The 23,313-nt window shown below is 41.7% G+C and carries 20 protein-coding genes, 1 pseudogene and 2 riboswitches; of the genes and pseudogenes, 13 read left to right on the forward strand and 8 right to left on the reverse strand.

All coding sequences use genetic code 11. From position 1 onward, the window contains the following. Nucleotides 1-490 precede the first annotated feature (490 nt). The 4 genes from ACY8DX_RS02300 to ACY8DX_RS02315 all read left to right on the forward strand — a co-directional run bounded on the left by ACY8DX_RS02300 (nt 491) and on the right by ACY8DX_RS02315 (nt 6,059). On the forward strand, nt 491-2,014 hold the full coding sequence (locus tag ACY8DX_RS02300; protein WP_462406140.1) for a glycosyltransferase: 1,524 nt from the start codon (nt 491-493) through the stop codon (nt 2,012-2,014). 159 nt (nt 2,015-2,173) lie between these two features. Further along, complete coding sequence (locus ACY8DX_RS02305) at nt 2,174-2,491, forward strand: nucleotide pyrophosphohydrolase (RefSeq protein ID WP_049672286.1); 318 nt, start codon at nt 2,174-2,176, stop codon at nt 2,489-2,491. A 26-nt stretch (nt 2,492-2,517) separates the two neighbouring features. Beyond that, nucleotides 2,518-4,149, forward strand: a complete 1,632-nt coding sequence (locus ACY8DX_RS02310) for a DUF2075 domain-containing protein (RefSeq protein ID WP_049672285.1) — start codon at nt 2,518-2,520, stop codon at nt 4,147-4,149. 227 nt (nt 4,150-4,376) lie between these two features. Further along, the gene (locus ACY8DX_RS02315; protein ID WP_049672283.1) at nt 4,377-6,059 is read left to right on the forward strand and encodes an SWIM zinc finger family protein; all 1,683 of its coding nucleotides are present in this window, start codon (nt 4,377-4,379) and stop codon (nt 6,057-6,059) included. A gap of 255 nt (nt 6,060-6,314) precedes the next feature. On the opposite strand, the gene ACY8DX_RS02320 is transcribed toward ACY8DX_RS02315, so the two are convergent. Further along, a complete protein-coding gene (locus ACY8DX_RS02320) occupies nt 6,315-6,629 on the reverse strand; it encodes a DMT family transporter (RefSeq protein ID WP_049672282.1) in 315 nt (104 codons plus the stop codon). Next, on the reverse strand, nt 6,629-6,970 hold the full coding sequence (locus ACY8DX_RS02325; protein ID WP_049672281.1) for a DMT family transporter: 342 nt from the start codon (nt 6,968-6,970) through the stop codon (nt 6,629-6,631). Before ACY8DX_RS02325 ends, ACY8DX_RS02320 begins: the two co-directional genes overlap by 1 nt. Before the next feature lie 53 nt (nt 6,971-7,023). Next, nucleotides 7,024-7,123, reverse strand: a riboswitch (guanidine-I (ykkC/yxkD leader). Between the two features lie 202 nt (nt 7,124-7,325). Here ACY8DX_RS02325 and ACY8DX_RS02330 point away from each other — a divergent pair. The 3 genes from ACY8DX_RS02330 to ACY8DX_RS02340 all read left to right on the forward strand — a co-directional run bounded on the left by ACY8DX_RS02330 (nt 7,326) and on the right by ACY8DX_RS02340 (nt 10,876). Beyond that, nucleotides 7,326-8,243 (forward strand): LysR family transcriptional regulator, encoded by a 918-nt coding sequence (locus ACY8DX_RS02330; protein WP_462406141.1) that lies wholly within the window; start codon nt 7,326-7,328, stop codon nt 8,241-8,243. A gap of 99 nt (nt 8,244-8,342) precedes the next feature. Continuing rightward, nucleotides 8,343-9,461 (forward strand): 5-methyltetrahydropteroyltriglutamate--homocysteine S-methyltransferase, encoded by a 1,119-nt coding sequence (locus tag ACY8DX_RS02335; protein ID WP_049672279.1) that lies wholly within the window; start codon nt 8,343-8,345, stop codon nt 9,459-9,461. Nucleotides 9,462-9,610: 149 nt separating this feature from the next. After that, entirely contained in the window at nt 9,611-10,876 is a 1,266-nt protein-coding gene (locus ACY8DX_RS02340; RefSeq protein ID WP_462406142.1) for an MFS transporter, read from the forward strand. A 184-nt stretch (nt 10,877-11,060) separates the two neighbouring features. Here the strand turns inward: ACY8DX_RS02340 and ACY8DX_RS02345 are convergent, their stop codons facing one another. After that, on the reverse strand, nt 11,061-11,579 hold the full coding sequence (locus ACY8DX_RS02345; RefSeq protein ID WP_049672278.1) for a DUF1003 domain-containing protein: 519 nt from the start codon (nt 11,577-11,579) through the stop codon (nt 11,061-11,063). 138 nt (nt 11,580-11,717) lie between these two features. Between ACY8DX_RS02345 and ACY8DX_RS02350 the strand changes: the two genes are divergently transcribed. Beyond that, the gene (locus tag ACY8DX_RS02350) at nt 11,718-12,617 is read left to right on the forward strand and encodes a M23 family metallopeptidase (RefSeq protein WP_462406143.1); all 900 of its coding nucleotides are present in this window, start codon (nt 11,718-11,720) and stop codon (nt 12,615-12,617) included. Nucleotides 12,618-12,632: 15 nt separating this feature from the next. Further along, nucleotides 12,633-13,130 carry an HIT family protein gene (locus ACY8DX_RS02355; protein WP_462406144.1) on the forward strand — a complete coding sequence of 166 codons (498 nt, stop codon included), beginning with the start codon at nt 12,633-12,635 and terminating at the stop codon, nt 13,128-13,130. Nucleotides 13,131-13,150: 20 nt separating this feature from the next. Here the strand turns inward: ACY8DX_RS02355 and ACY8DX_RS02360 are convergent. Both ACY8DX_RS02360 and ACY8DX_RS02365 read right to left on the reverse strand, forming a co-directional pair. Next, nucleotides 13,151-13,555: pseudogene (locus ACY8DX_RS02360) on the reverse strand (LLM class flavin-dependent oxidoreductase); the annotation flags it as partial. Nucleotides 13,556-14,311: 756 nt separating this feature from the next. Further along, complete coding sequence (locus tag ACY8DX_RS02365) at nt 14,312-15,676, reverse strand: amino acid permease (RefSeq protein WP_439802730.1); 1,365 nt, start codon at nt 15,674-15,676, stop codon at nt 14,312-14,314. A gap of 122 nt (nt 15,677-15,798) precedes the next feature. Next, a riboswitch (glycine riboswitch) is annotated at nt 15,799-15,881 on the reverse strand. 314 nt (nt 15,882-16,195) lie between these two features. Here ACY8DX_RS02365 and ACY8DX_RS02370 point away from each other — a divergent pair. Together ACY8DX_RS02370 and ACY8DX_RS02375 are read left to right on the forward strand one after the other, a co-directional pair. Beyond that, a complete protein-coding gene (locus ACY8DX_RS02370; RefSeq protein ID WP_462406145.1) occupies nt 16,196-16,666 on the forward strand; it encodes a nucleoside deaminase in 471 nt (156 codons plus the stop codon). A 148-nt stretch (nt 16,667-16,814) separates the two neighbouring features. Then, nucleotides 16,815-16,958: a hypothetical protein gene (locus ACY8DX_RS02375; protein WP_462406146.1), complete on the forward strand. Its 144-nt coding sequence runs from the start codon at nt 16,815-16,817 to the stop codon at nt 16,956-16,958. A 48-nt stretch (nt 16,959-17,006) separates the two neighbouring features. On the opposite strand, the gene ACY8DX_RS02380 is transcribed toward ACY8DX_RS02375, so the two are convergent. Beyond that, the gene (locus ACY8DX_RS02380; protein ID WP_049672272.1) at nt 17,007-17,483 is read right to left on the reverse strand and encodes a flavodoxin domain-containing protein; all 477 of its coding nucleotides are present in this window, start codon (nt 17,481-17,483) and stop codon (nt 17,007-17,009) included. 115 nt (nt 17,484-17,598) lie between these two features. Here ACY8DX_RS02380 and ACY8DX_RS02385 point away from each other — a divergent pair, with 115 nt between their 5' ends. Continuing rightward, nucleotides 17,599-18,414 (forward strand): alpha/beta fold hydrolase, encoded by an 816-nt coding sequence (locus tag ACY8DX_RS02385; protein ID WP_462406147.1) that lies wholly within the window; start codon nt 17,599-17,601, stop codon nt 18,412-18,414. Between the two features lie 42 nt (nt 18,415-18,456). Here the strand turns inward: ACY8DX_RS02385 and ACY8DX_RS02390 are convergent, their stop codons facing one another. Both ACY8DX_RS02390 and ACY8DX_RS02395 read right to left on the reverse strand, forming a co-directional pair. Then, nucleotides 18,457-20,088 carry a Na/Pi cotransporter family protein gene (locus tag ACY8DX_RS02390; protein ID WP_439802732.1) on the reverse strand — a complete coding sequence of 544 codons (1,632 nt, stop codon included), beginning with the start codon at nt 20,086-20,088 and terminating at the stop codon, nt 18,457-18,459. 679 nt (nt 20,089-20,767) lie between these two features. After that, nucleotides 20,768-22,402: a Na/Pi cotransporter family protein gene (locus ACY8DX_RS02395; protein WP_049672270.1), complete on the reverse strand. Its 1,635-nt coding sequence runs from the start codon at nt 22,400-22,402 to the stop codon at nt 20,768-20,770. 260 nt (nt 22,403-22,662) lie between these two features. Between ACY8DX_RS02395 and ACY8DX_RS02400 the strand changes: the two genes are divergently transcribed. Beyond that, nucleotides 22,663-23,307: a LytTR family DNA-binding domain-containing protein gene (locus ACY8DX_RS02400; RefSeq protein ID WP_439802733.1), complete on the forward strand. Its 645-nt coding sequence runs from the start codon at nt 22,663-22,665 to the stop codon at nt 23,305-23,307. Nucleotides 23,308-23,313 lie beyond the last annotated feature (6 nt).

Below are 23,313 nucleotides of genomic sequence, written 5' to 3' on the forward strand. Positions count from 1 at the left end.
GTTATTAATCATGTAACGAAGAGAAAGAGATTAAAACTATGCGAAACTTGTATACTTGTATACTAATATATTAGTCAATTTTTTAACGAAATGCTAGCCTTTTATGCAACATCGGAGAACATTTTGTCATGTCTGTAGTGGCTTAATAGAGAAATGAAAGAGATGAGAGAAAGGTCTGTTCATTCTAAAAGACGTTTCGAAAGACTATTCATTGAGAGATCACAATGAATGATGTGTGGAGCTTGTAAAGTGTTCAAAAAGATAATAGAAGGGTTACTTTAGTGACAAATGGGGAATTCAGATACATAAGGATGATTTAAGTATTTGATATTTCTGAATTACTATTTTGGAAGGGATTCGTATAACGGAAGGGTGCTAAAGATGGTACACCAGTTCAATCTTTCACCTAGAGCATCCATTGGTTAATAGTAATAATTTTCAATATCTATGGTATAAGTATTAGTTCTATCTATGAGGGAGTTGGTAAAAAATGAATGCAACGATGTACTTCTTGATTAATTCTTTGGATGTACAGCGGGGTGGTTTGACAAAAGCGTCTTTAACTCAGGCGAATACATTTGCCAGGATGGGCTTTGATACTCATATACTAACATTTAATTTTGATACGAGATATGATACTATTCGAAAACAATTGATTGATCAAGGTTTATTGAATAAAGAGGTAAAGATACTTAATCTATATGAGGAATTATGTGGGCAAGAAAAACCTCTTAAAAGGGATGAACCTAGTGAAACAGGATATTTAGATCCGCATATTGGACATAATGCTTTCCGTGTTTATGAGAATGGATTGTATGTGAGGTACAAAAAGTACCGCAAAAATGGAAAATTAGATTTCATTGATTATTTTAATGAAGAACGCTATCGAACAAAAAGAGAAATATACGATGAATTTGGCATAATAAGAAAAGTTTCATTCATGGACTACCAGCTAAATAAGCCTCGTCAAATGGTTTTTTACCGAAATAACAACCAAGCCTATTTATCTAAATGGGTCAATCCGGAAAATGGAAAATCTGTTCGCGTCAATGTGTTTAATGAGGATGGCTCCATGTCAGCGATATATAGTAATGATGATGAGTTGAAAACTGCATGGATTGAACAAGTCATTAAGGACAAAGAGAATCCTGTTCTAGTCTCTGATGCTAGGAATACAGACCTGTTAATGATTAAGGTAACAAATAAAAAAGCAGCTAAAATTTGGAGGCTTCACAGCAATCATCTTACGGCGCCTTTTGAGGATGATTCTGAGATTGCCCCGCCTGTTCGGACAGGCTTTGATTATTTGGATAAATTTGATGCTGCGTTAGTTCTAACCAAGCAGCAGAAGGAGGATATTGAGAAGAGATTTGGTCCAAAGGATAATCTATATGTGATGCCAAATATAGTAAAACCTTCTATTGAAAAAAACTGGTTAGGCCGGCCGAAGATTGGTAGAGATGAACGACTTGCGGTAGCGATTGGCAGGTATGCTGCAATTAAGAATTTTGATCACATCATTCAAGCTTTTGAACTAGTCGTCAAGAAGGTTCCTGATGCTAGATTGGAATTATGGGGTGATGGAGCTGAAAAAGAGAATTTGCAGCAAATGATTGAAAAAGCCAATTTGACTAGTCATATAAAAATAAATGGTTATGCACAGAATCCCCCAGAAAAGTATCAAGGTGCATTATTTAGCATTTTAGCCTCTCGAACAGAAGGGTTTCCTCTATCTATATTAGAGAGTATGGCTAATGCTACACCAGTTGTGAGCTATGATATTAATTACGGTCCAAAAGAACTGATTGATGACGGTATTAATGGATTACTTGTACCAAAAAACAGTATTGAACAGCTGGCTGAGTCCATGATTTTCATGTTTACTAATGTTGAATTAGCATTAAAAATGGGAAAGGAAGCCCTTCGAAAAATTGAAAGAGAATTTAGCGAAAAGGATGAAGAGTGGGTTTCCATTGTATCTAAAGCATTAGAAAATCGAAAAATAAGGTCATAATAAGTGAAAAGTCCTTCGTTTGGAAGGGCTTTTTTTATGTTTTATTACTAAGCAGTATAGGGGATTGAGGTTTCAGGGAGGAACTGCTGACTTTTTTGTCTTCTTATTGAAAAATGATAAAGTAGAATAGATAGAACTTAAAGTTGGGTGGGTTGCTAAATGGAGAAAGTCATGAAAAAGGTGCTGGAATTCAGGGATGAGCGAGGCTGGGGCCAATACCATAATGAGAAGGATTTAGCGATATCGATTTCTTTAGAGGCGAATGAACTGCTAGAGAATTTCCAGTGGAAGGACAGTGAAGAGGCTGCACGTGAATCTAGACAGAATATTAAAGAAGAGATGGCTGATGTGTTTATTTATCTTCTGCAGTTAGCCGATAAATTGGATATCGATTTGGAGGAGGAAGCGCTTCGCAAGCTTAAGAAGAATGCGCTTAAGTATCCGGCTCCGCAAAACCATAATGATGCAGGTTTATAATCAGCTATAGATAGGTGGGATGGGGAATGGGACAAGTGGATATAGAGACGATGGCATTTAATAAGGAATCAATTAATCGCATGAACGGCTTTTATATCGACTATCCTGTCGTTTATTTTTTGAATAATGATACGACTGTATACATAGGAGAGACAGTGGCTGTCAAAAATCGAATGAGGGACCATTTGAAGAATCATGAACGGAAATCTTTAAAGAAAATGTCCATTATCAAGCATGAGAAATTCAACCGTTCTGCAACTTATAATATTGAGACGAAGCTGATTAATTATTTCTTGGCAGATGAGCGCTACAAGCTGCAGAATAAGAGTCAGACTGTTAAGAGCGTGATGCATAATTATTATGAGAAAAAGTTCTTTGACGAAGAGGTATTTGATGATATTTGGACAGAGCTCTTAAAGAGGGAGATGGTCGACCATTCCAGGCAGGCGATTGAGAATAAGGATGTTTTTAAGCTTTCTCCATTTAAAGAGATGACGATTGGCCAGCTGGAGTTACAGCAGGAAATCATCGAAGTCTGCGAAAAACATATTAATGATGAGGTCCGATTTGTTTTCATCATTAAAGGGGAAGCCGGTGTCGGAAAGAGTGTAGTCCTCAGCTCTGTTTTCAATAAAATTCAGGAGCTATCAAAGGATAAGGATAGTCCTTTGTATAAGACGGATAACTATCTATTGGTCAATCATTCGGAAATGTTAAAAACGTATAAAAAGATCGCCGGGAATGTGAAGGCACTCTCTAAGAAACATTTCGAGAAACCAACAAGCTTTATTAACAGGCGCAAGAAGCTGGGGCATCGGGCGGATATTGTCTTAGTGGATGAAGCTCATTTACTGCTAACTAAATCCGACAGCTATAATAATTTCACGGAAGAAAATCATCTCGAGGAAATTATCCGACACAGCAAGATTGCGATTGTCGTTTTTGATGATAAGCAAGTCCTGAAGATGAAAAGCTATTGGGATGAGGAGAAGCTGAAACAAGTTACAAAAGGCTGTCAAAAGGGAGACTATGTCCTAAAGAACCAGTTTCGAATACGCGCCTCCGATGCTCTCGTCAATTGGATAGATCAGTTTGTCGAAAAGAAACTTAGCCCGATGCCAATTGAAGACAAGTATGATTTTCGGATTTTTGACTCGGCCGCTGAGATGTATGAGGTCATCCAACAAATGGACCGCAAGCATGGACTGGCTCGAATTGTTTCAACCTTTGACTATGTTCATAAGAAAGATGGAGAAGCCTATTATGTCGAAGAAGGAAACTTCAAGCTTCCCTGGAATAATGATTATGGAAACCGTACATGGGCCGAGGAAGCTGAGACAATCAGGGAAGTCGGCTCCATTTATACGATTCAAGGCTTTGATTTAAACTATGTTGGAGTCATTCTAGGCCCGTCAATAGGCTATGATAAAGATTCTGATACACTGAAAGTTTACCCGGATCAGTATAAGGATATTGAGGCCTTCAGGGGCAGAAGCGACTATGAAAACAGTGAAGAAATCATGGAGAAGATTATCTTGAATTCGCTGAATGTCCTGATGAAGAGGGGAGTTCATGGGTTGTATATATATGCCCATGATTCTAATCTAAGAAAGAGACTATTGGAACTTGAAGCAGAGAGATTCTCATGGAGGAAGTGATATCGACCTAATGAGATAACCGAATGCCTTTGCCAGGAATTCGGTTTTTTGCATTTCCATTATAACCATGATGGTTTTTTTTAAGAAGTAATGTCATAATGTCTAGCTGGATAGGATGCTTGATTCTGGTAATAATAAATAGATAGATGATTACGATAAAAGATTTAATAAGGGTTGCCCATATAGAATCATAATATTCATTTATCATAGACGAGAGGAGAATTAGTGTGAAATTGACTGCTTTTGAGGAGTATGTGCCAAGGAAAATATTGGATCGAGGAAAACGATATTTTGAGGAGAATCACATATTAGGGATGGTTGAAGTTAGTCCACAGCATTTTGTGGCAGAAATCATGGGTTCTAATCATTATACAATTCAAATCAATTTAAATGGAGAGGGAGAAATTGTCCATTCAGCTTGTGATTGTCCGTATGATTGGGGCGATTATTGCAAGCATCAGGTAGCGGCCTTTTATGCACTTCGAGAAAAAATCGGCACGCTATCTGCTCCGGAAAAGAATAAGAAGGTGAAGAACACAAAGAAAAAAGAGGATATTGAAACTATTCTTTCAAGGCTTTCAAAAGCTGAGCTATTGAGTCTGGCAGTACAGCTAGTAAAGGGAAATCCTGAGATTGCAAAAAGAATAGAGTACATGTATGCAACGACTGAGGATGAGGTTGCTTCAAGTAAGGAGTTGATAAATAGCTATATTCGGCAGTATAAACGGAGCGGCTTCATTGCTTGGAGGGATGTAGACCATGCATTAGAAGGGGCAAATATTGTACTAGAAAAAGCACGGCAAAAGGCTGTAGAGGGTCATGCGGAAGAGGCGGTATTGTTATGTATTGCAATCCTTTCGGTGGTGGTTAGAATGCTACAATACAGTGATGACTCAGGCGGAAGTGTTGGCTCTGTCATAAATGAGAGTATTAAAATTACTCAGGAAGCAGTTCGTCAGAATATAGAATCTATGGATGCTAAGCAGAAAAATCATTTATATACAGTGGTGATGAAGGAAGCCATGCATAAACGCTACGATGGGTGGGGTGAGTGGAGTAATGATCTACTGCGAGTATGCATTCCTTTTTGTGCTGATGCAGGGATTAGAAAAAAGTTCGAGAAGCAGTTGAATACTCGCTTGAATGGACTGGATATGACTAGTTGGAGTGCTAAATATGAGCTTGAACGAATTAAACTCATCCAATTAGAATTATGGGAATATCATGACGGTGAAGAGAAAGCCCTCAAATTCATTTATGAAAACATCGCCTATAGTCCTTTTAGAGAAAAGGCGATTCTTCACCTGTTAGAGAACGAGAAATACACGGAAGTAGTTTCACTATGTAAAGAGGGAATCTCTCTTAACAAAGACTATGCGGGTCTTGTTTTGCAATGGAAGAAATATTTATTGCAGGCTTATAAAGGGCTTGGAGATATTCCTAAGCAGCGAGAATTGATGCTTGATTTCATTTATAGGAATTATTTTCAGTATTATTTGGAACTGAAAGAGTTATATACAAAAGAGGAGTGGCCAACTGTTCAACAGGATATTCTTCATACACTCGAGAAAAAAACATACCCAATATCTATCTATGTAGAGATTCTGAAAGAAGAAAAGCTGAATGATAAGTTGTTAGCCTATTGTCGTCGCTATCCATCTGCCATTCAAGAATTGTATCCATACTTGCTTGAAGATTACGCTGCTGATGTAAATAAAATCTTTAAGACATTCATAGAAGCGGAAGCGGCTGAAGCCAATGAACGTAAGAAGTATAAAAAAGTCTGCAAGATCATTAAAGATTATAAGAAAATAGGCGGTAATAGAAATACAGCCCTCTTTATTGAAGAGTTAAAACAGACTTTTAAGAATAGGCCAGCTTTTCTTGATGAGCTTGGGAAAATAGGGTGAGGAAGGGATTTTGCATTAATAAACTGGACAACGGAGCAGAGAGCATTTGATTGTGATTCGGGAGCTGGTAGCTGAGTGGTGAACTCCGGTGAAATATGGCTCTTTCCAAGCTTCCATTTGGCACGAAGGTATAAGTGCAGAGTGCATAAGGGAAAAGGGGAATCATGTAGCTTAAATTACAGATAGGTTCAAGCACACATGGATCATAAGACGAAAAAACACAATACCATTTGCTTAGGGTATTGTGTTTTTTGTCTAGGAAACTAGCTTCAATCCAACAGCCGACCCGAGAATCATGAAGATAAACAAAACCCTGCGCCAGTTCTTTGATTCGCCGTAAATCAGCATTCCGACGATAGCACCTCCAGAGGCACCAATGCCGGTCCAGATGGCATAGGCAGTTCCCATTGGCAATGTCTCCATGGCAAGTGAAAGGAAAAGGAAGCTTGCACCGAATCCGAGAATCAGCAAAAGAATCGACGTCCATTTGCCGTCATTATTCCATTTATTCATCATTGCCACACCAATCATTTCACATACTCCGGCTAAAATTAACGATATCCATGCCATTAGGAAGCCTCTCCTTTCTTAGGCTCATCATCTGTGACAAGCTTCAATCCGATTACGCCGGCCAATAAGATGAGCACGAGAATCACTTTTTCTAATTTAAGCGGCTCTCCAAAGAAGAGAACCTCAGACAGCATGGTACCTGCTGTACCAAGCCCGACGAAGACAGCATAAACGGTTCCGACCGGAAGCTTACGGCTGGCCATGATGAGCCCCGAAAAGCTGATGATAATGGCTGCGACCGTTCCTCCCCAGTCCAACAGGCTGTCTGCGTGCTTCAGGCCAATCACCCAAAGTACCTCAAAGACAGCGGCAATGAATACTTGAATCCAATCCTTGTTCATCTCAATAACCTCCTAAAAAATCAAAAAAGCCAAAGAGATAGCTGCTAAACAGTATCTCCCAGGCTTTTATCCTTCCGTGGCACAGTAATTGCTGTGAGTTTTCTCTCGGACCAGGCCAACCGATATGATTGCGGAACCCTAGAAAACTTTTTGGTTGATTTAATTCCTTTTATTATACAAAATTCCCCCAGGTAATCAAGAAAAGACACTTCGTGGTGGAATTTAATCTTGATATCAAATATGCCTATATATCTGAATTTTCTGGTAAACTATGATTATTTAAAGTATCTTGGTCGAAGCAGACGGTGTCTGCCTGCAGAGGAAATCAACATAATCAGAAAAGAGGCGGTTGTTCATGACGCTGCAACAGTTGAAATATGTAATTGAAGTCGCGAGGAGCCGATCAATCAGTAAGGCTGCGCAAAATCTATTCATCAGTCAGCCGAGTTTATCCAATGCTCTGAAGGAATTAGAGAATGAGCTTAGAATCGTGATGTTCATCCGGACGAATAAAGGAATCACGATGACACCCGAGGGAGTAGAGTTTCTCGGTTATGCGAGGCAGGTGGTCGAACAGGCGGATTTGCTGGAGAACCGCTATGCGGGTGCGCAGTCAACCCAGCAGCATTTCTCGGTCTCCTCCCAGCATTATGCGTTTGCGGTCAGTGCATTTGTACGCCTGTTGAAGAATTATGATCGCGAGGAATATGAGTTCTCGTTACGGGAGACGAAGACGTACGAAATCATTGAGGATGTGAAGAATCTGCATAGCGAGATTGGCATCCTCTACTTGAATGATTTCAACGAGAAGGTGATTTCAAAATTCCTGCGGGAGGGGAATCTCCTCTTTCATGAGCTGTTTACGGCTACACCTCATGTATTCATCAGCTCGGGCAATCCGCTGGCGAAACAGGAATATGTGACCTTAAACGATCTCCTCCCTTATCCATACCTATCGTTTGAGCAAGGGGATTATAATTCCTTTTATTTCTCGGAGGAAATCTTAAGTACAATTTCACGGCCGAAGAATATTCATGTCAGTGACCGTGCCACTTTGTTTAATCTATTGATTGGCCTGAATGGCTATACAATCTCCACAGGTGTCATCAGCCGCGAACTGAATGGATCAGACATTGTGTCTGTACCACTGCGTGTTGATGAAGAAATCAGGGTCGGCTATATTACACATAAAAATGTGAAGAACAGCCCGCTTGCCAATATTTATATCGAGTATTTAAAAGATACAATCGTTGAAGAGCAAGCTTTGCTATAGTTTAAAGCTATAGCTAGAGATACATTTTAAGTGTTATCTGCGAGTGATGCGGTCATGCTACACTTCCTAATAAGACAAAGGAAGAAGGAGATGCATTTCATGACTATCCACATTCAAGAAAGTACAAAAATCACTGCACCATTCCGTTACGATCACGTTGGCAGCTTATTGCGCACGGAGCCTCTTAAACAGGCAAGAGAGGATTATAAAGCTGGTACCATTACATACGAGGAATTGAAGAATGTCGAGAATGCAGAAATCATTCACCTTATCGAAAAGCAAAAGGAAAATGGATTAATTGGGGTAACGGATGGGGAATTCCGCCGAAGCTGGTGGCATTTTGACTTCTTAGGCGGTCTTGATGGCGTTGACTATTATGAAAAGGAGACGGGTCTTAGCTTTCACAAGATGGAGACACGCAAGGAAGGAATTCGTGTTAGTGGCCAGATTGATTTCTCGGACCATCCATTTCTGGAGCATTTCCGATTTGTACAGGAGCATGCGGGTGATGCTGTCGTCAAACAAACTATCCCGAGCCCGAATATGCTTCTCTATCGTGCGGATATAAATGATGATAGATATCAAGACCGGGAGAAGCTTTTGCAAGATACGATTGCCGCTTATCAAAAGGCTATTCAAGCCTTTTATGATGCAGGCTGCCGATACCTGCAGCTGGATGATACAGCATGGTCTGATCTCTTTTCAGAAGAAGGTCACAACAAGCTGCGGGCAAAGGGCTTGGACCCTGCAGAGGAGCTGCTGGTCATGCAGCGGATGATTAACGAGACGATTGCCAATAAACCAGAGGACTTGGCTGTGACGATGCATATTTGCCGCGGGAATTATAAATCGAATTATTTCTCAAGCGGGGGATATGATTATGCCTCTGAGGTAATATTCGGCGGCCTTAATGTTGATGGTTTATTCCTCGAGTTTGATGATGAGCGTTCAGGAAGCTTTGAACCATTGAAATACGTTAATCGCAAGGATTTGAAAATCGTGCTTGGCTTGCTAACATCTAAGAATGGTGAATTGGAGGATAAAGAAGCCATAAAAGCACGGATTGCAGAAGCGGCAAAATATGTTCCGCTTGAGCAGCTGTGCTTAAGCCCCCAATGCGGCTTCTCCTCTACGGAGGAAGGAAATATTCTAACGGAAGAGGAGCAATGGCGCAAGCTTCGTTTTGTGAAAGAAATTGCTGAAGAGGTTTGGCAGTAAACTAGATACAGCCGCCTGTATCCTGTGCAGGCGGCTGTGCATTTCCATAAACCATAAACGATTTGGAGGGCGCCATGGAGAAAGTGAATCCTATTGAACGTATAAATCATAGTAAACTTAGAGGCTTTCATTATATTTTAATTAGTTGTATGTTTTTTATCATGATGTTCGATGGCTATGATGTTGTCATTTATGGTGCAACGATTCCATTTCTAAAAGCGGAATGGGGGATCTCGGACATGATGGCGGGGTCAATCAGCAGCTATACGACAATTGGGACAGCAATTGGTGCAGTAATTTTTGGCCTATATTCAGACCGATTTGGAAGAAGGCGCTTGATTTTATTTACGACTTTCTTGTTTAGCTTCTTTACGTTATTATCTGGTTTTGCGCCGACACCGCTTCTTTTTATTATTTGCCGGGTTATTGCGGGATTAGGTTTTGGAGGGGTAATGCCGAATATTGCGGCGTTAATCTCTGAATATGCTCCTATGAAGCATCGTGCCGCTATCATTTCCCTCATCTTTTGCGGGTACTCCGTTGGGGCGATGCTCGCCTCCTTTAGCGGACAACTATTACTTGAGAGATTCGGGTGGCAGCCTGTCTACTGGGTGGCAGCTTTACCGCTCCTGGCACTGCCCTTCATAATCCGGATTGTCCCGGAGTCCATTCATTCACTTATGAAACAAGAGGATTCACAAGTCCTTCGCACAGTCTTAAAGAAGGTTGATCCAACGCTTCCTGATAATGTTGCTTTTATTGTAGTAGAAGAAGGAGCTGGTCACCAATCCTCTGTTCGCGATCTCTTCAAAAACAAACTTGGCTTAAGTACGGCGATGTTTTGGTTATCCTGCTTCTGTACATTCATCCTCATGTATTCCTTGAACACATGGCTTCCAACATTAATGATGAATGCCGGCTATGATTTGAAGTCCAGTCTGATGTTTATCGTTGTTCTGCAGCTTGGGTCCATTGTTGGCACGATGATATTTGGAAATCTGATTCAATTGCTTGGCTTCAAACGGGTTCTTATCCCGCTGTACTTTGTCGGGGCAGTATCATTGACGCTGATTGGATTCTCGGAAAATATTTATGTTGCCTACGGGCTGATTGCGCTCATTGGTGCAGCTTCTGTCGGTTTGCAAAATATGTCCAATGCGTATGTGGCTCAATATTATTCGGTTGAGGTGCGAGCGGCGGCCCTGGGCAGTACAATGGCATTCGGGAGAATCGGATCGATTGTAGCCCCGACATATGTAGGGATTCTACTGACCTTTGGTTTCTCACCACAGTTTAATTTCTTCGCTATCGGGATAGCAGCAATCTTTGGCGCGATTGCCATGAGCCTGATACGTGAAAGCCAGGCTGATTATGCTGAAGATACACAATCTTCGATGAAAGAGGCGGCCATTTAAAAACTCTCACAAAAAGAAAACCGGAGATTCGGCTGCCTTTACAGGTGATCAAATCTCCGGTTTTTTAGTTGATGACAGCTTTTCTTCATTTCTTGAGCCTTAGATGGAAAGCCCAGCAACAATGAGCATTCTCTAGATTTACATCTATCATTCTCTTACCGGTTTGCAGCATCAGATGAGGGGGTTACAACCTCTCCTGCTTTTTAAGTTTGTTCAATTGTTCTATAATTTCCTTCTGGTTCTTCTCAATCTCGAGCATCTGGTCGTGAAGCTTTTCTAATATTAATTCACTCTTTAAGTCAGTGTGATAATCATATTGGCTTCGGAGCGAGTCTTTCTGGCTTTGCCTGTTTTGACTCATCATGATGATAGGTGCCTGCAGTGCGGCAAGGCAGGATAGCATGAGATTTAACAAAATAAATGGATACGGGTCAGGAGCTCTGTCCGCTAAATAGTAATTCAAGATCATCCAAAAGATAAGGAAAATCGAAAAAAGGATAATAAATCCCCAAGAACCAGCAAGCTCGGTAATCTTATCCGCCATCCGAGCCCCAAAGCTCAAATTTTCTCCGTGTGCCTTGTCCACATCAAAGGCAATAGGCTCATCAATTAATTCTTCCATCAAGTCCACATCGTTCTTTAAAGGATCTGAATCAAGTATCTGTAAGATTAAATCTTCTTTTGTCTTTGTCGTTTTACTCATTATCATCACCTTTATTTATTATACCACAAAATAAAAACTATTCTGAATAGTCATTCGGGTTGTAAAGTCTATCAATATAAGAAACCATTTTCTGGTTAAACCGTATAGACTAGCAAACAAACTAAATGGGGGAATGTCATGCTGTTGATTATGATTCAGGTTGTTTTCTTTCAAGTGGTTTTGCCAGCGGTTTTCATTGTGACTCTTTGGAGAGGGAGTAAGAAGAGTAAGTTGGATTGGCTGGTGCAATCCCTGTTCACGATATTCTATGTAAGCTGGCTGTTTATGACGGCGCCATGGGATTTCCTTACCTATTATCTGAGATATATTTGGGTTCTCTTGTTGATTGTTGCGCTTATCCTGTCCTATTTGAAGGTGAGAAGGAAGCCTTTCAGGGCACCTTTAGAAAAGGGAGAGAAATGGTCATTTGCTCTTTATCTTTTGTTGATAGGGGTATTCGGTCTGTATAATGTGCTGGCTATCAGCGGGCTTTGGACAAATGAGGAGGCCATTGAGCTGGAGTTCCCGTTAAAGGATGGAGTCTATTTTATTGGACAGGGAGGAGCTCATGTTCAGGTCAACTACCATCATGCCTATGAAAGCCAGCAATATGCAGTTGATATCGTAAAGATCGACAAATGGGGAGTGAGAGCCACTGGCATTTATCCAGGTGATAATTCTAAATACAGAATCTATGGCGATGGTATCTACAGTCCATGTACAGGAGAAGTGGTGGAGGCAGAACAGGAACTTCCTGATTTGAATCCGCCGCAAACCAATCCGGAAAAGGCAGCAGGAAACCATGTGGCTCTTCAATGTGATGGTACTGAAGCTCAAGTATGGATTGCCCATATGCAGCAGGACAGTCTGACGGTCAAAGCAGGCGAACAGGTTGAGGCGGGAGAGAAGCTTGGACTTGTCGGCAATTCTGGTAACACGTCAGAGCCTCATGTACATATTCATGCTGAAAAGGATGGAGTGGGGGTTCCCATTGAGTTTAATGACCGATTCCTTGTAAGAAATGATCTTGTTTGGTGAAAGGGCTGGTGATTCATGCGAACTATTACTTTATCAGATGGAAGAACCGCTGAGGTGGAATGCCTGAGCTGTGCGTTAACGAGTGGTCTGGTTGAGCCGGATGGCGGTGTGATTGGGGAGACAGCTCATTTCCATGCTCATCAGGATGCTGCCTATCCAATCAAGGGACTGGTGATTGTCGCATCCAAACGCCATATTATCAGCTTGGATGAATTGACTGATGCGGAGCGGCTGGACTATATCAGCTTTCTAGCGAAAATCAGAAGGGCACAGCGGACCGTCCTTGGAATTGAGCATGTCTATTACTTCTATAATGAGGATACAACCCATCATTTTCACACATGGATGGTACCGCGTTATCAATGGATGGAATCGTTCGGACACTCGATCGAATCTGTGCGTCCTGTTCTACTCCATGCGCGAACAGAGATGAATGATAAGAAAAGCAGGGAAGAGATGTATGACGGTATTCAAAGGCTAACGGCTGAATTAAATAGACACATCGAATGCTAGTGATTCGATGTGTCCTTTTTTTATGATTTAGCAGTATATTTTCGAATGGCAGGAAGGATTTCCGTGCCAATGATTTCAATTTTCTCGATGACTTTTTCGCGCGGCACTCCGCCGAAATCCATCTGGGCAATATAGCGCTGGTGACCAAATTGTTCATGCTGATAAAGGATTTTCTCAATAATCTGCTGTGGACTGCCGACATTCATGACATTATGCGGGTTACTTCCTTGGATGAAAGCAGCATGCGGAAAACCGCGTCCCTTGGTGCGTTCCATTCCTTTATTGATATGAGGGTAGTACTCGTCAAGCGCTTTCTCGGCATCGTCTGCGATAAAGAAGAAGCCAGCCGTTGCGACTGGAAGGGTAGATGGGTCATAGCCGTTTTGTCTGGCTGCTTCCCGGTAAGCGTCAATAGAACGCTTGAATGTCCCCGGTATGCGGATTAGGTAAATGGTCGCCCAATGTATAAATACCAAATTAAAGTCCCTTGCTTGCATCAATACGATACTATTCCATGATAATCCCCCTTATAAATGAAGCTGATTAGGGATAAGTATACTAAAATGCTGGAAAAAGAACCCGGATGATGACTTATGGAGGGGGAGGAATGCATTGAGCTTTTTCACTCGGGAAGATAATGATTCTATGGATTGTTTTAAGTGTAACAAAATTAATTTTGTTCATTTCCTTCTCAATAAAACTTTGTGGTAAAGGCAATAAGGGTATAGATCAAGGATGTGAGAAAAGGAAGGTTTGGATAAAAGAAGAATTCTTTATTTACATTTGGTATATCTGTTTTTATCCCGCGAACCCCTTGTATAGCTTGGTCATAGTATCGAGCTTTAAGCTCTCCGGTTGAAGTGAAAAACCAATTGAATAGGGTGAAGATTACTCCTACAAAAAAAGAATCGTCAAGGAAATTGGAATGATAATGATGTGACAAACTAAAACTTGTACCAATTAATAATAATAAAGTAAGAGTAATGGTTAATATTTTTTTAAACAATATCCTCTTTCCCTTCTGAACAGCTAAGTATTTACTGCCTGCATTTCCTGTTAATAAAGTATATTTGAGGTCTAAAATAGATATCCCTTATATAAACCGCAAAATATTCCATTAATTAAAATTGACCAAGCGTGGGTGTAAAAAAGAACCCGCCTCTCTAGGCGGGTTCCTATGGTTAACACTTATTTTCTACTACTTCAATCTTACTTCGCTGCCGATTATAAAGAAATACTAAAGCGATGAACCAAATTGGTGTCAGTAAGAGTGCGAGTCTCGTTGCCTCAGCAAACAGCATGACAATTAGTACGAGTGCGAATAACGCTAAAACGGCATAGTTGATGAATGGGGCGAATGGTGCCTTGAACGTCGATTTAGCAGCAAGTTCTGGCCGTGTTTTCTTATAACGGATATGGGCAATCAGGATAATGCTCCATACCCAGATGAAACAGATTGCGCTTATGGTCGTCACAATCGTAAATGCCTGTTCAGGAATGACCTTGCTGAGAAGGGCCCCAATTGATACAACAACGGCAGAAAGGAATAGCGCATTGCTTGGCACGGCATTCTTATTCAATTTCCCGATTTTCGCCGGAGCAGAGCCATCCTTACTTAAGGAGTGAAGAATGCGGCTCGTGGAGAAGAGACCACTGTTGCAGGCTGATGCAGCAGATGTCATGACGACGAAATTGATTATGCCGGCTGCCACTGGGATGCCAATAAGCGTAAATACACCGACGAATGGACTGCTGTCTCCGTTCAGCATTGTCCATGGATTGATAGTTAGTATAACGATAATCGCTCCGACATAGAATAATAGAATTCGTACCGGAATCTTATTAATTGCCGAGGGAATGTTCTTTTTAGGATCAGCTGTTTCGGCTGCTGATACACCGACAAGCTCCATGCCGACGAAAGAAAAGACGACAAGCTGGAAGGAGAGCAGGAAGCCTTGGACCCCATTCGGGAACATGCCGCCGTGACTCCATATATTTGATAGGGAAACCGTTCCCGTATTTGTTTGAAAGCCAATGACCAATAATACAATTCCGACCGCAATCAAAGCAATAATCGTGATGACCTTAATGATGGCAAACCAGAACTCAAGCTCGCCAAACAGCTTAACGGATAATAAATTCAATGCTACGAGAATAATTAAGCACGCAAATGCCGGTATCCATTGCGGAATGTCAAACCAATACTGCATGTAGACTCCGACGGCAATGATGTCCGCCATCGCGGTCATGATCCAGCAAAACCAATAGGTCCAGCCTGTCACATATCCAGCCCACGGTCCGATATATTCCGTGGCGAATTCCGTGAAGGAGGTATACCCGGTATTCGATAATAGCAATTCCCCTAAAGCCCTCATCACAAAAAATAACGCAATCCCAATCAGAAGATAGGAAAAGATGATAGATGGACCTGCCAGGGCAATTGATTTACCTGCCCCCAAAAATAACCCGGTTCCAATTGTTCCGCCAATGGCGATTAATTGAACGTGCCGGTTCTTTAAATCTCGTTTTAACTCTTGTTGCCCCATGTTTCTTCGCCTCCGCTTGTATGTCTAGATGAACCGGATAAAGTTCCTCGAGAAAATAAAAAAGAGATTGGAACAGAATCCAATCTCTAAAGGGCATTTTAGAAAAATAACAATGCAATACTTGCTACTCTCCTGTCCTTTTGCCTGAGATTATGAATCCTTCGGCGCTGCACATTTGCTGTACAGTCTCTCCAGAAGCTGCTCCTGCCATAGTTTGATCCACGGCATTCAACGCTTACTAGTATCCAGTTTTCATGGGAAAATGATTCCCATTTATTTTTATAGAATAATGGAAGTCTAACATGAATGCGATAAATTGGTCAATTATTTTAACCGGAAATGACTGGGAAATGTCGAAAAATCATTTGGAAGCTTATCTAACAAACAGACTGACAAGGAGCGTTATTAAGGCATAAGATTTTACTAAAGCATTTGATGTTTATTAGTGCGGGGTAAAGAATAAGAGGAGCATTTGAATGAATAGACTAAGAGAGTGCTTGAGACAAAAGAGGTGTTGAAATGATGAATGATGCGATGAAACGCGGGATAGTAGAAGCAAGAAGAACGATGAACCAAAATGATGGGGGACCGTTTGGGGCTTCCATTATTGATAAGAACGGGACGGTCATTGCGGTTGCATCCAATACCGTGCTGAAGGATCATGATCCGACCGCGCATGCGGAGGTCAATGCGATCCGCAAGGCCGGTGAGGTGCTCGGAACGCATGATTTATCCGGCTGTGTACTGTATGCTACAGGTTTTCCATGTCCGATGTGTCTATCGGCCATTATATGGGCTAATATTCATAAGGTGTACTATGGCTGCACACCGAAGGACGCAGAGGCGATAGGATTCAGGGATGATTTTATTTATCGTTTCATTCAGGATGGTTTCGAGGATTCATCCATTCTTGACCTTGAGGAGCTGGACCGTACCCAATGTATGGAGTTATTCGAGGAGTATGCACAAGCGAATAAAGCCATTTATTAAATAAGGGCCATTCTCTTAATGTGAGAATGGCCCTTATGCCAATGCTCAGGGGGCAGGGGTTATCAAGGAGCTTGTTCAAAAAGGCAGGAAAGGCTTTGTAACCTGTGAGCTGCTCTCCTTGTCAACGGATATTGAATCATACTTCGAGGTGGGTACTGAATGTCAGGAGGTATGTGCGGAGCTTGGAGCAGAGTTTGCCCAAGTTGAATTCCAGAATGACTCCTATGATACGATCATCGCATTAGCGAAGCTTGTAAAGAAGCAGATAGAAGCTGTTCCAGCTTCCCGATAGGCACGAAAAAAGCCCCGATAATATGGGGCTTAGGAATTATTTATCATCTTAACTCATTACCGCATGTGCAAAATGTTCAATCTTATCTTTATGAATGCTGACGGTCTCTCCGTCTGCGAGACTCTTCATAGCCATCTTCCCAACAAGCCGCTCAATAAAGCTGAGTGCATCCAGGCGAATCTCCCCGCCAAAGGATTCATGTGCAAGTGCATGGGCTAGAAGCTCTGGCGGAAAGTTATCGGTGAAATGCTGCTCTGCCTGCTGTTCATTGCCACAGCAAATGAATAAACCAATTTCCTTGTCGAGCAGTTCGCTCTTATGGTTTTGCATAAATTCCTTTACCGCGCTGTGAAGCCTGCCGTATCGAATCGGGCCGCCAATAAGAATAGTGTCATAATCACTGAGATCAGGCTCTTGGCTGACAATATCAATGAGGGTTGTAACTCCGTCAATCTCGTGTGCGAGCATCTCAGCACAGGTCTTGGTGGTGCCGCTTTTTGAAGCATAAACAATCATTGTTTTCATGGTGCTTAATCGCTCCCTTCAAGTGAAATGAATGTTCACCATAAGCATACATGAAATATTGCAAGGAATCGAATGATGTATCTTGAATAAGGATAGGAAGAGGGAGGCGATAAGGATGACAAAAGGTGGGAAGTATGTGGAGCTCTCTGGTGGAGCGGAATTATATGTGCGGGATATCGGACAAGGGGAGCCATTGGTGTTTATTCCCGGCTGGACCTTTACCCTGGAGGTATTTGAAAAGCAAATAGGGCATTTTGCCAAGACACATCGGGTGATTGCCATCGACCCGCGCAGTCATGGACGATCGACAGTTACAGCAGAGGGGAATGAATACATCACCCATGCAAAAGATCTGCAGACAGTACTTCAAGCGTTGGAGGTTCATGAACCAACGCTTATGGGTTGGTCATTTGGCTGTTTGACGATTTGGGAATACGTCAGGCAATTTGGTGTGGACTCCATCAAGTCGTGTATATTGGTCGATATGTCGCCAAAGGCCCTCTCGGTTAATGAAGGAGATTGGACAGAAGGAAGCTTAGATGATATCGCCGCAGCATACACGAATTATTTATGTAATTCAAAGGGGCAGAGATCATTTGTGGAGAATTATGCAAGAAACGTCATGGTACAGCGTGATTTAAACGAGAAGGAGCTGCAGTGGCTGATTGAACAATCCTTGAATACTCCTTATTATATTGCCGCTAATCTTTTTGCAGCGGGCATGTTCTCTGATTACCGCAAGGAAGCAAGACAAGTGAGTGAGGCTGTGCCAACCTTAGCTATTGTTGCCGAGCACTGGCAGGACGCAGCAAAAGGAACGCTTGCACATATTTCACCAGACGTGAAGGTGGAGGTTCTTGGCGGGCATTTGATGTTTTGGGAGTATGATAAAGCGTTTAATGCCATTATCGAGGAGTTTTTGAAAGGGTAAAAATAATCCCCCCTTCATGAAATGAAGGGGGGATTATTATGCTTACTCCTGCTCGCCAATCAGGGTCTCGGCAATATTCTTGGCATGGTCGCCAACTCGCTCAAGATTGCTTAGGATATCAACGAACACTAATCCTGCTTGAGGGCTGCATGCTCCGCTATTCAACCGAAGAACATGCTGCTTGCGTAGTTTGCGCTCCATTTTGTCCAAGGTGCGTTCATGCTCGACAACCTTGTAGGCAGCCTCTTTGTCCATATGCTCAAAAGCATCGAGTGCTTCTTTTGCCGCTCGGATGGCGATATTGAACATTTCATCTAAATCAGACATGGCTTCCTCTGTAATAGAAACCTTGTTGCTAAGCTGGTATTCGACAAGCTCGAGGATATTCTCGAAATGATCCCCAATTCGCTCAAAGTCATTAATCGTATGCATTAGAATGCTATGCTCATCTGATTCATGCTGGGATAAAGAGCTTGCTGATACTTTCACGAGATAATCCGTAATTCGATGGTCAAGATTATTAAGGGCTTCCTCAAGCTGTGTGGCTCTATTGAGTGAAGTTTTATCTTTCGTCATTAAGTAATTCTTGGATTCCTCCAAGCCGTTTACAGCGAATCCGCCCATACGCAGAATTTCCTGCTTTGCCTGTCCAAGCGCAATGGCTGGTGCTTTATCCATCAGGATAGGATCCAAATGCTTGGGCTTGAATTCAATAGCAGCATCCTCACCAGGAATTAGCTTTGTCACAAGCCATGCATAAACTCCGATGAACGGGAACATGATGATTGTGTTCGTCACGTTGAAGGCACCGTGAGCGAAGGCAATTGTCATCTCAGGGTTCAATCCGAGGGTCGTTTGGAACCAAGAAATCAAGGCAGTATAAGGAACAAGGAGTATCATGAAGATAGCAGCACCAATTAAGTTGAAGAGAACATGAACACTTGCAGCTCTTTTCGCCGTGACAGAAGCCCCGATAGAGGCGAGCACAGCTGTAATGGTCGTACCGATATTATCTCCAAATAAGACAGGCAGGGCGCCGTTTAGGTCAATAAGCCCTTCCCCGAATAGTCCTTGCAGAATTCCAATTGTGGCACTGGAGCTCTGAACAATCAACGTAAAGACCGTTCCGACAATCAAACCAAGAATGGAGTTCTCACTCAGATTGACCGTCAAATCAAGGAACCATTCAAACGAGCGCAATGGCTTCATCCCGCTGCTCATTAATTCAAGGCCATAGAATAAGAAACCAAAGCCGAAAATGACTTGCCCGATATTATGAACCTTCTGATTCTTAAAGAAGAATAACAGAATGGCACCAACAAAGATGATAGGGAGAGCATATTCACCAACATCGATCCCAATGATGAAGGCCGTAACGGTTGTTCCGATATTGGCTCCCATGATTACCCCGATTGCCTGGCGAAGGGTCATAAACCCGGCACTGACCAACCCGACTGTAATAACAGTGGTTCCGGAGCTGCTCTGAATCAAGATTGTCACCAAGACCCCTGTCAAAACTCCCATTAATGGGTTTGTCGTATATTTATCTAGCAAATCGCGCAAACGATCTCCGGCAGACTTTTGCAGACCGTCACCCATAAACTTAATGCCGAATAGGAAGACCCCTAATCCGCCGATGAATTGAAATATCATCTCTTGAATATTTATCTCCACAATTTTCCTCCTAGGTATAAATTTTACACTCAATCCTCCAAATTATTATGTAGAAAGTATTTAAAGTAAAGGTATTCTAGGGAATCTTTACAATTATTTAATAATTCATTTACTTTAGTGAAACAAAAATCCGAAATGTGATAATACGCTGCCTTTATGTATTTACGTTCCATTTACAAAATCTTCATAGAGCAGTAATTAAGTGAACAAACTTATTGTTATTGTGAAAACATGGGAGGAATGATGCTTGGCAGGAAAGTATGTACCTATCACTCTAAGAACCTAGCAAAATCAAATGGATATGTATAGGGAGGATTTTGCTTCATTTTGATGAAAATAAAGTAAGACTGCGTATAAAAAAGTGTTTTAACTTGTCTGTTTTGGTCTTCCGGCTGATGGACCTTCCTTATGAAATGAAGGTGATCGATTATTTGGTTTTATATAGGAGAAAGAGGACCAGTTAAGGGAGAAAACGATAGATTTAAGAGTGGGGGCAGAATTTATGGGTGAAATTCTTATGGTGAGTGCGAGGAAGCTCAAGACTAAAAACATGAGGTATGGGCGATTGGATATATGAGTGAATCATAATGTTCCATACACGAGAGATAGAGAATATTAGGATACCGGCTAATTCCTGTCAAAAAAATGCCCCTATCTCAATCGAGATAGGGGGATATCATTAATACTGTTCGCCGATTAATGTTTCGGCAATATTTTTAGAGTGATCTCCGATACGCTCAAGATTGCTGAGGATGTCAACGAACAACAATCCAGCTTGCGGTGTGCAGACACCGTTGTTAAGGCGGAGGATGTGCTGTTTACGTAATTGACGTTCCATTTTGTCTAATTTACGCTCATGATCGACGACCTTATGGGCTAGTTCTTTATCCATTTTCTCAAAGGCTTCCATAGCGCAGGTTGCGGCTTGGATAGCGACGGTGAACATCTCATCAAGATGCTGCATTGCCTCACCTGTGATGGTGATTTTATGATTGATTTGATATTCGGTCAGCTCGAGAATATTATCGAAGTGATCGCCGATTCGTTCAATATCATTAACCATATGCATAAGAATGCTATGCTCATCAGATGCTTGCTGTGAGAGTTCATTTGTTGAAATTTTCACGAGATATTCTGTAATCTTTTGATCAAGATTATTTAGGGCTTCCTCAATTTGATAGCCTTTATTTAAAGAGGCGGCATCCTGACTAAGAAGGTAGTTCTTCGTTTCCTTCAATCCTTTGACTGCGAATCTACCCATGCGCATCGTCTCTTGTCTTGCTTGGGCTAATGCAAAGGCAGGTGCTTGGTCAATCAGAATTGGGTCCAAATGTTTTGGTTTGTATTCGATAATCTCGTCTTCACCTGGAATGATTTTCGTAACGATCCATGCGTATGCACCAATGAACGGAATCATAATCAACGTATTTGTCACGTTAAACGTCCCGTGTGCAAAAGCGATTGTCATCTCAGGGTTCAAGCCTAAAGTGCCCTGGAACCAGTTGATGAGTGCCGTAAATGGTACGAGCAAGATAAGGAAGATCGTTGCGCCGAGAATATTGAATAATACATGAACGCATGCCGCTCTTCTTGCGGTAATGGATGCACCGATGGAGGCAAGAATCGCTGTAATGGTTGTTCCGATATTATCTCCGAATAATACGGGAAGGGCGCCGTTTAAGTCAATCAGACCTTCTCCAAACAGACCTTGCAGGATTCCGATTGTTGCGCTGGAGCTTTGAACAATTAAAGTGAAGATGGTTCCCACTAATACGCCAAGTATGGAGTGTTCACTCAAGCTGACGGTCAAATCAAGGAACCACTCGAAGGAGCGAAGCGGCTTCATTCCGCTGCTCATGAGCTCTAAACCGAAGAATAGGAAGCCAAAGCCGAAAACAACTTGTCCTATATTGTGAATTCGTTGATTTTTAAAGAAGAATAGCATAATTGCACCGACGAAGATAATGGGCAATGCATATTCGCCGACATCAATCCCGATGATGAATGCCGTAATGGTTGTCCCAATATTTGCCCCCATGATAACGCCGATTGCCTGACGTAAGGTCATAAATCCGGCACTGACGAGACCAACGGTTATGACGGTTGTTCCGGAGCTGCTTTGGATGAGGACGGTAACCAAAATACCTGTCAGAATCCCCATAATGGGGTTTGTCGTATATTTATCTAATAAATCTCTAAGCCTGTCCCCGGCAGACTTTTGAAGGCCATCTCCCATAAATTTGATTCCGAAAAGGAAGATACCCAATCCGCCTAGGAATTGAAAGATGATCTCTTGAATATTGATATCCACCATATTCCTCCTGAAAATTATATTGAAATAACTTCCTTCATTATCGAGTAGAACAAATAAATAGTAAATATGTCCCGAAGAATCTTAACATTAACTTTACAATTCAATCGCTTTTGTAAATAATCTCTTGTCATTGCTTATTAGCCTTTACTTTTCCTCAATCAGCTATACATATTGAAAGGTAAGAAGTGTTCCTGTTAGAAACTATAGGTGGAAAATTATACAATAGAGTTAATTACAGCAAAGACAAGGCGGGGGTTCGCATGGAAAAACTTACGACATATTCATTGTTTGACGTGATAGGGGAGCTCTTTTCAGAGGAAATTTCATTTGCAGTAACCAATACGAAGGAATATATTTTCTATCGGTCAAGCAAACGAATCAATTTAAAGATTGCCCCTGGCGATCCTGTAAAGGAAGGGACAATTACGTATAAGGCACTTCATACGGGAGAGAAGGCATCAGAATTTATTAGTCGGGATGTCCTAGGGGTTCCATATCACGGGATAGCGGTTCCTTTTCATGAGGATGGAGAGATTGCCGGCTGTATCACAGCCATATATCCAGCACTAACAGAGGCGAGATCAGTCGTTACCTTGAAAACCCAGGATGGCTGGGTACCGGTCACCTATGAAGATATTTATTATATAGAATCGAAGAATCGGAGAACATATGTCACCTCAAGTACGCATACCGGCACGAATAAGAATACCCTGCAAGAATTTGAATTTACGTTACCGAAGGATAGCTTCATCCGTTGCCATCGCTCCTATATTGTTAATGTGAAGCAAATCAAGGAAATCTATCTTGATACGCATTCCACCTTTGTTCTATCCATGAAGAATGGACAGCTTATTCCGGTGAGTCAATCCTATTCAAGTTATTTTAGAAGAATGCTAGGATTCTAGTAAATG

The organism is Gracilibacillus sp. Marseille-QA3620 (assembly GCF_054950035.1).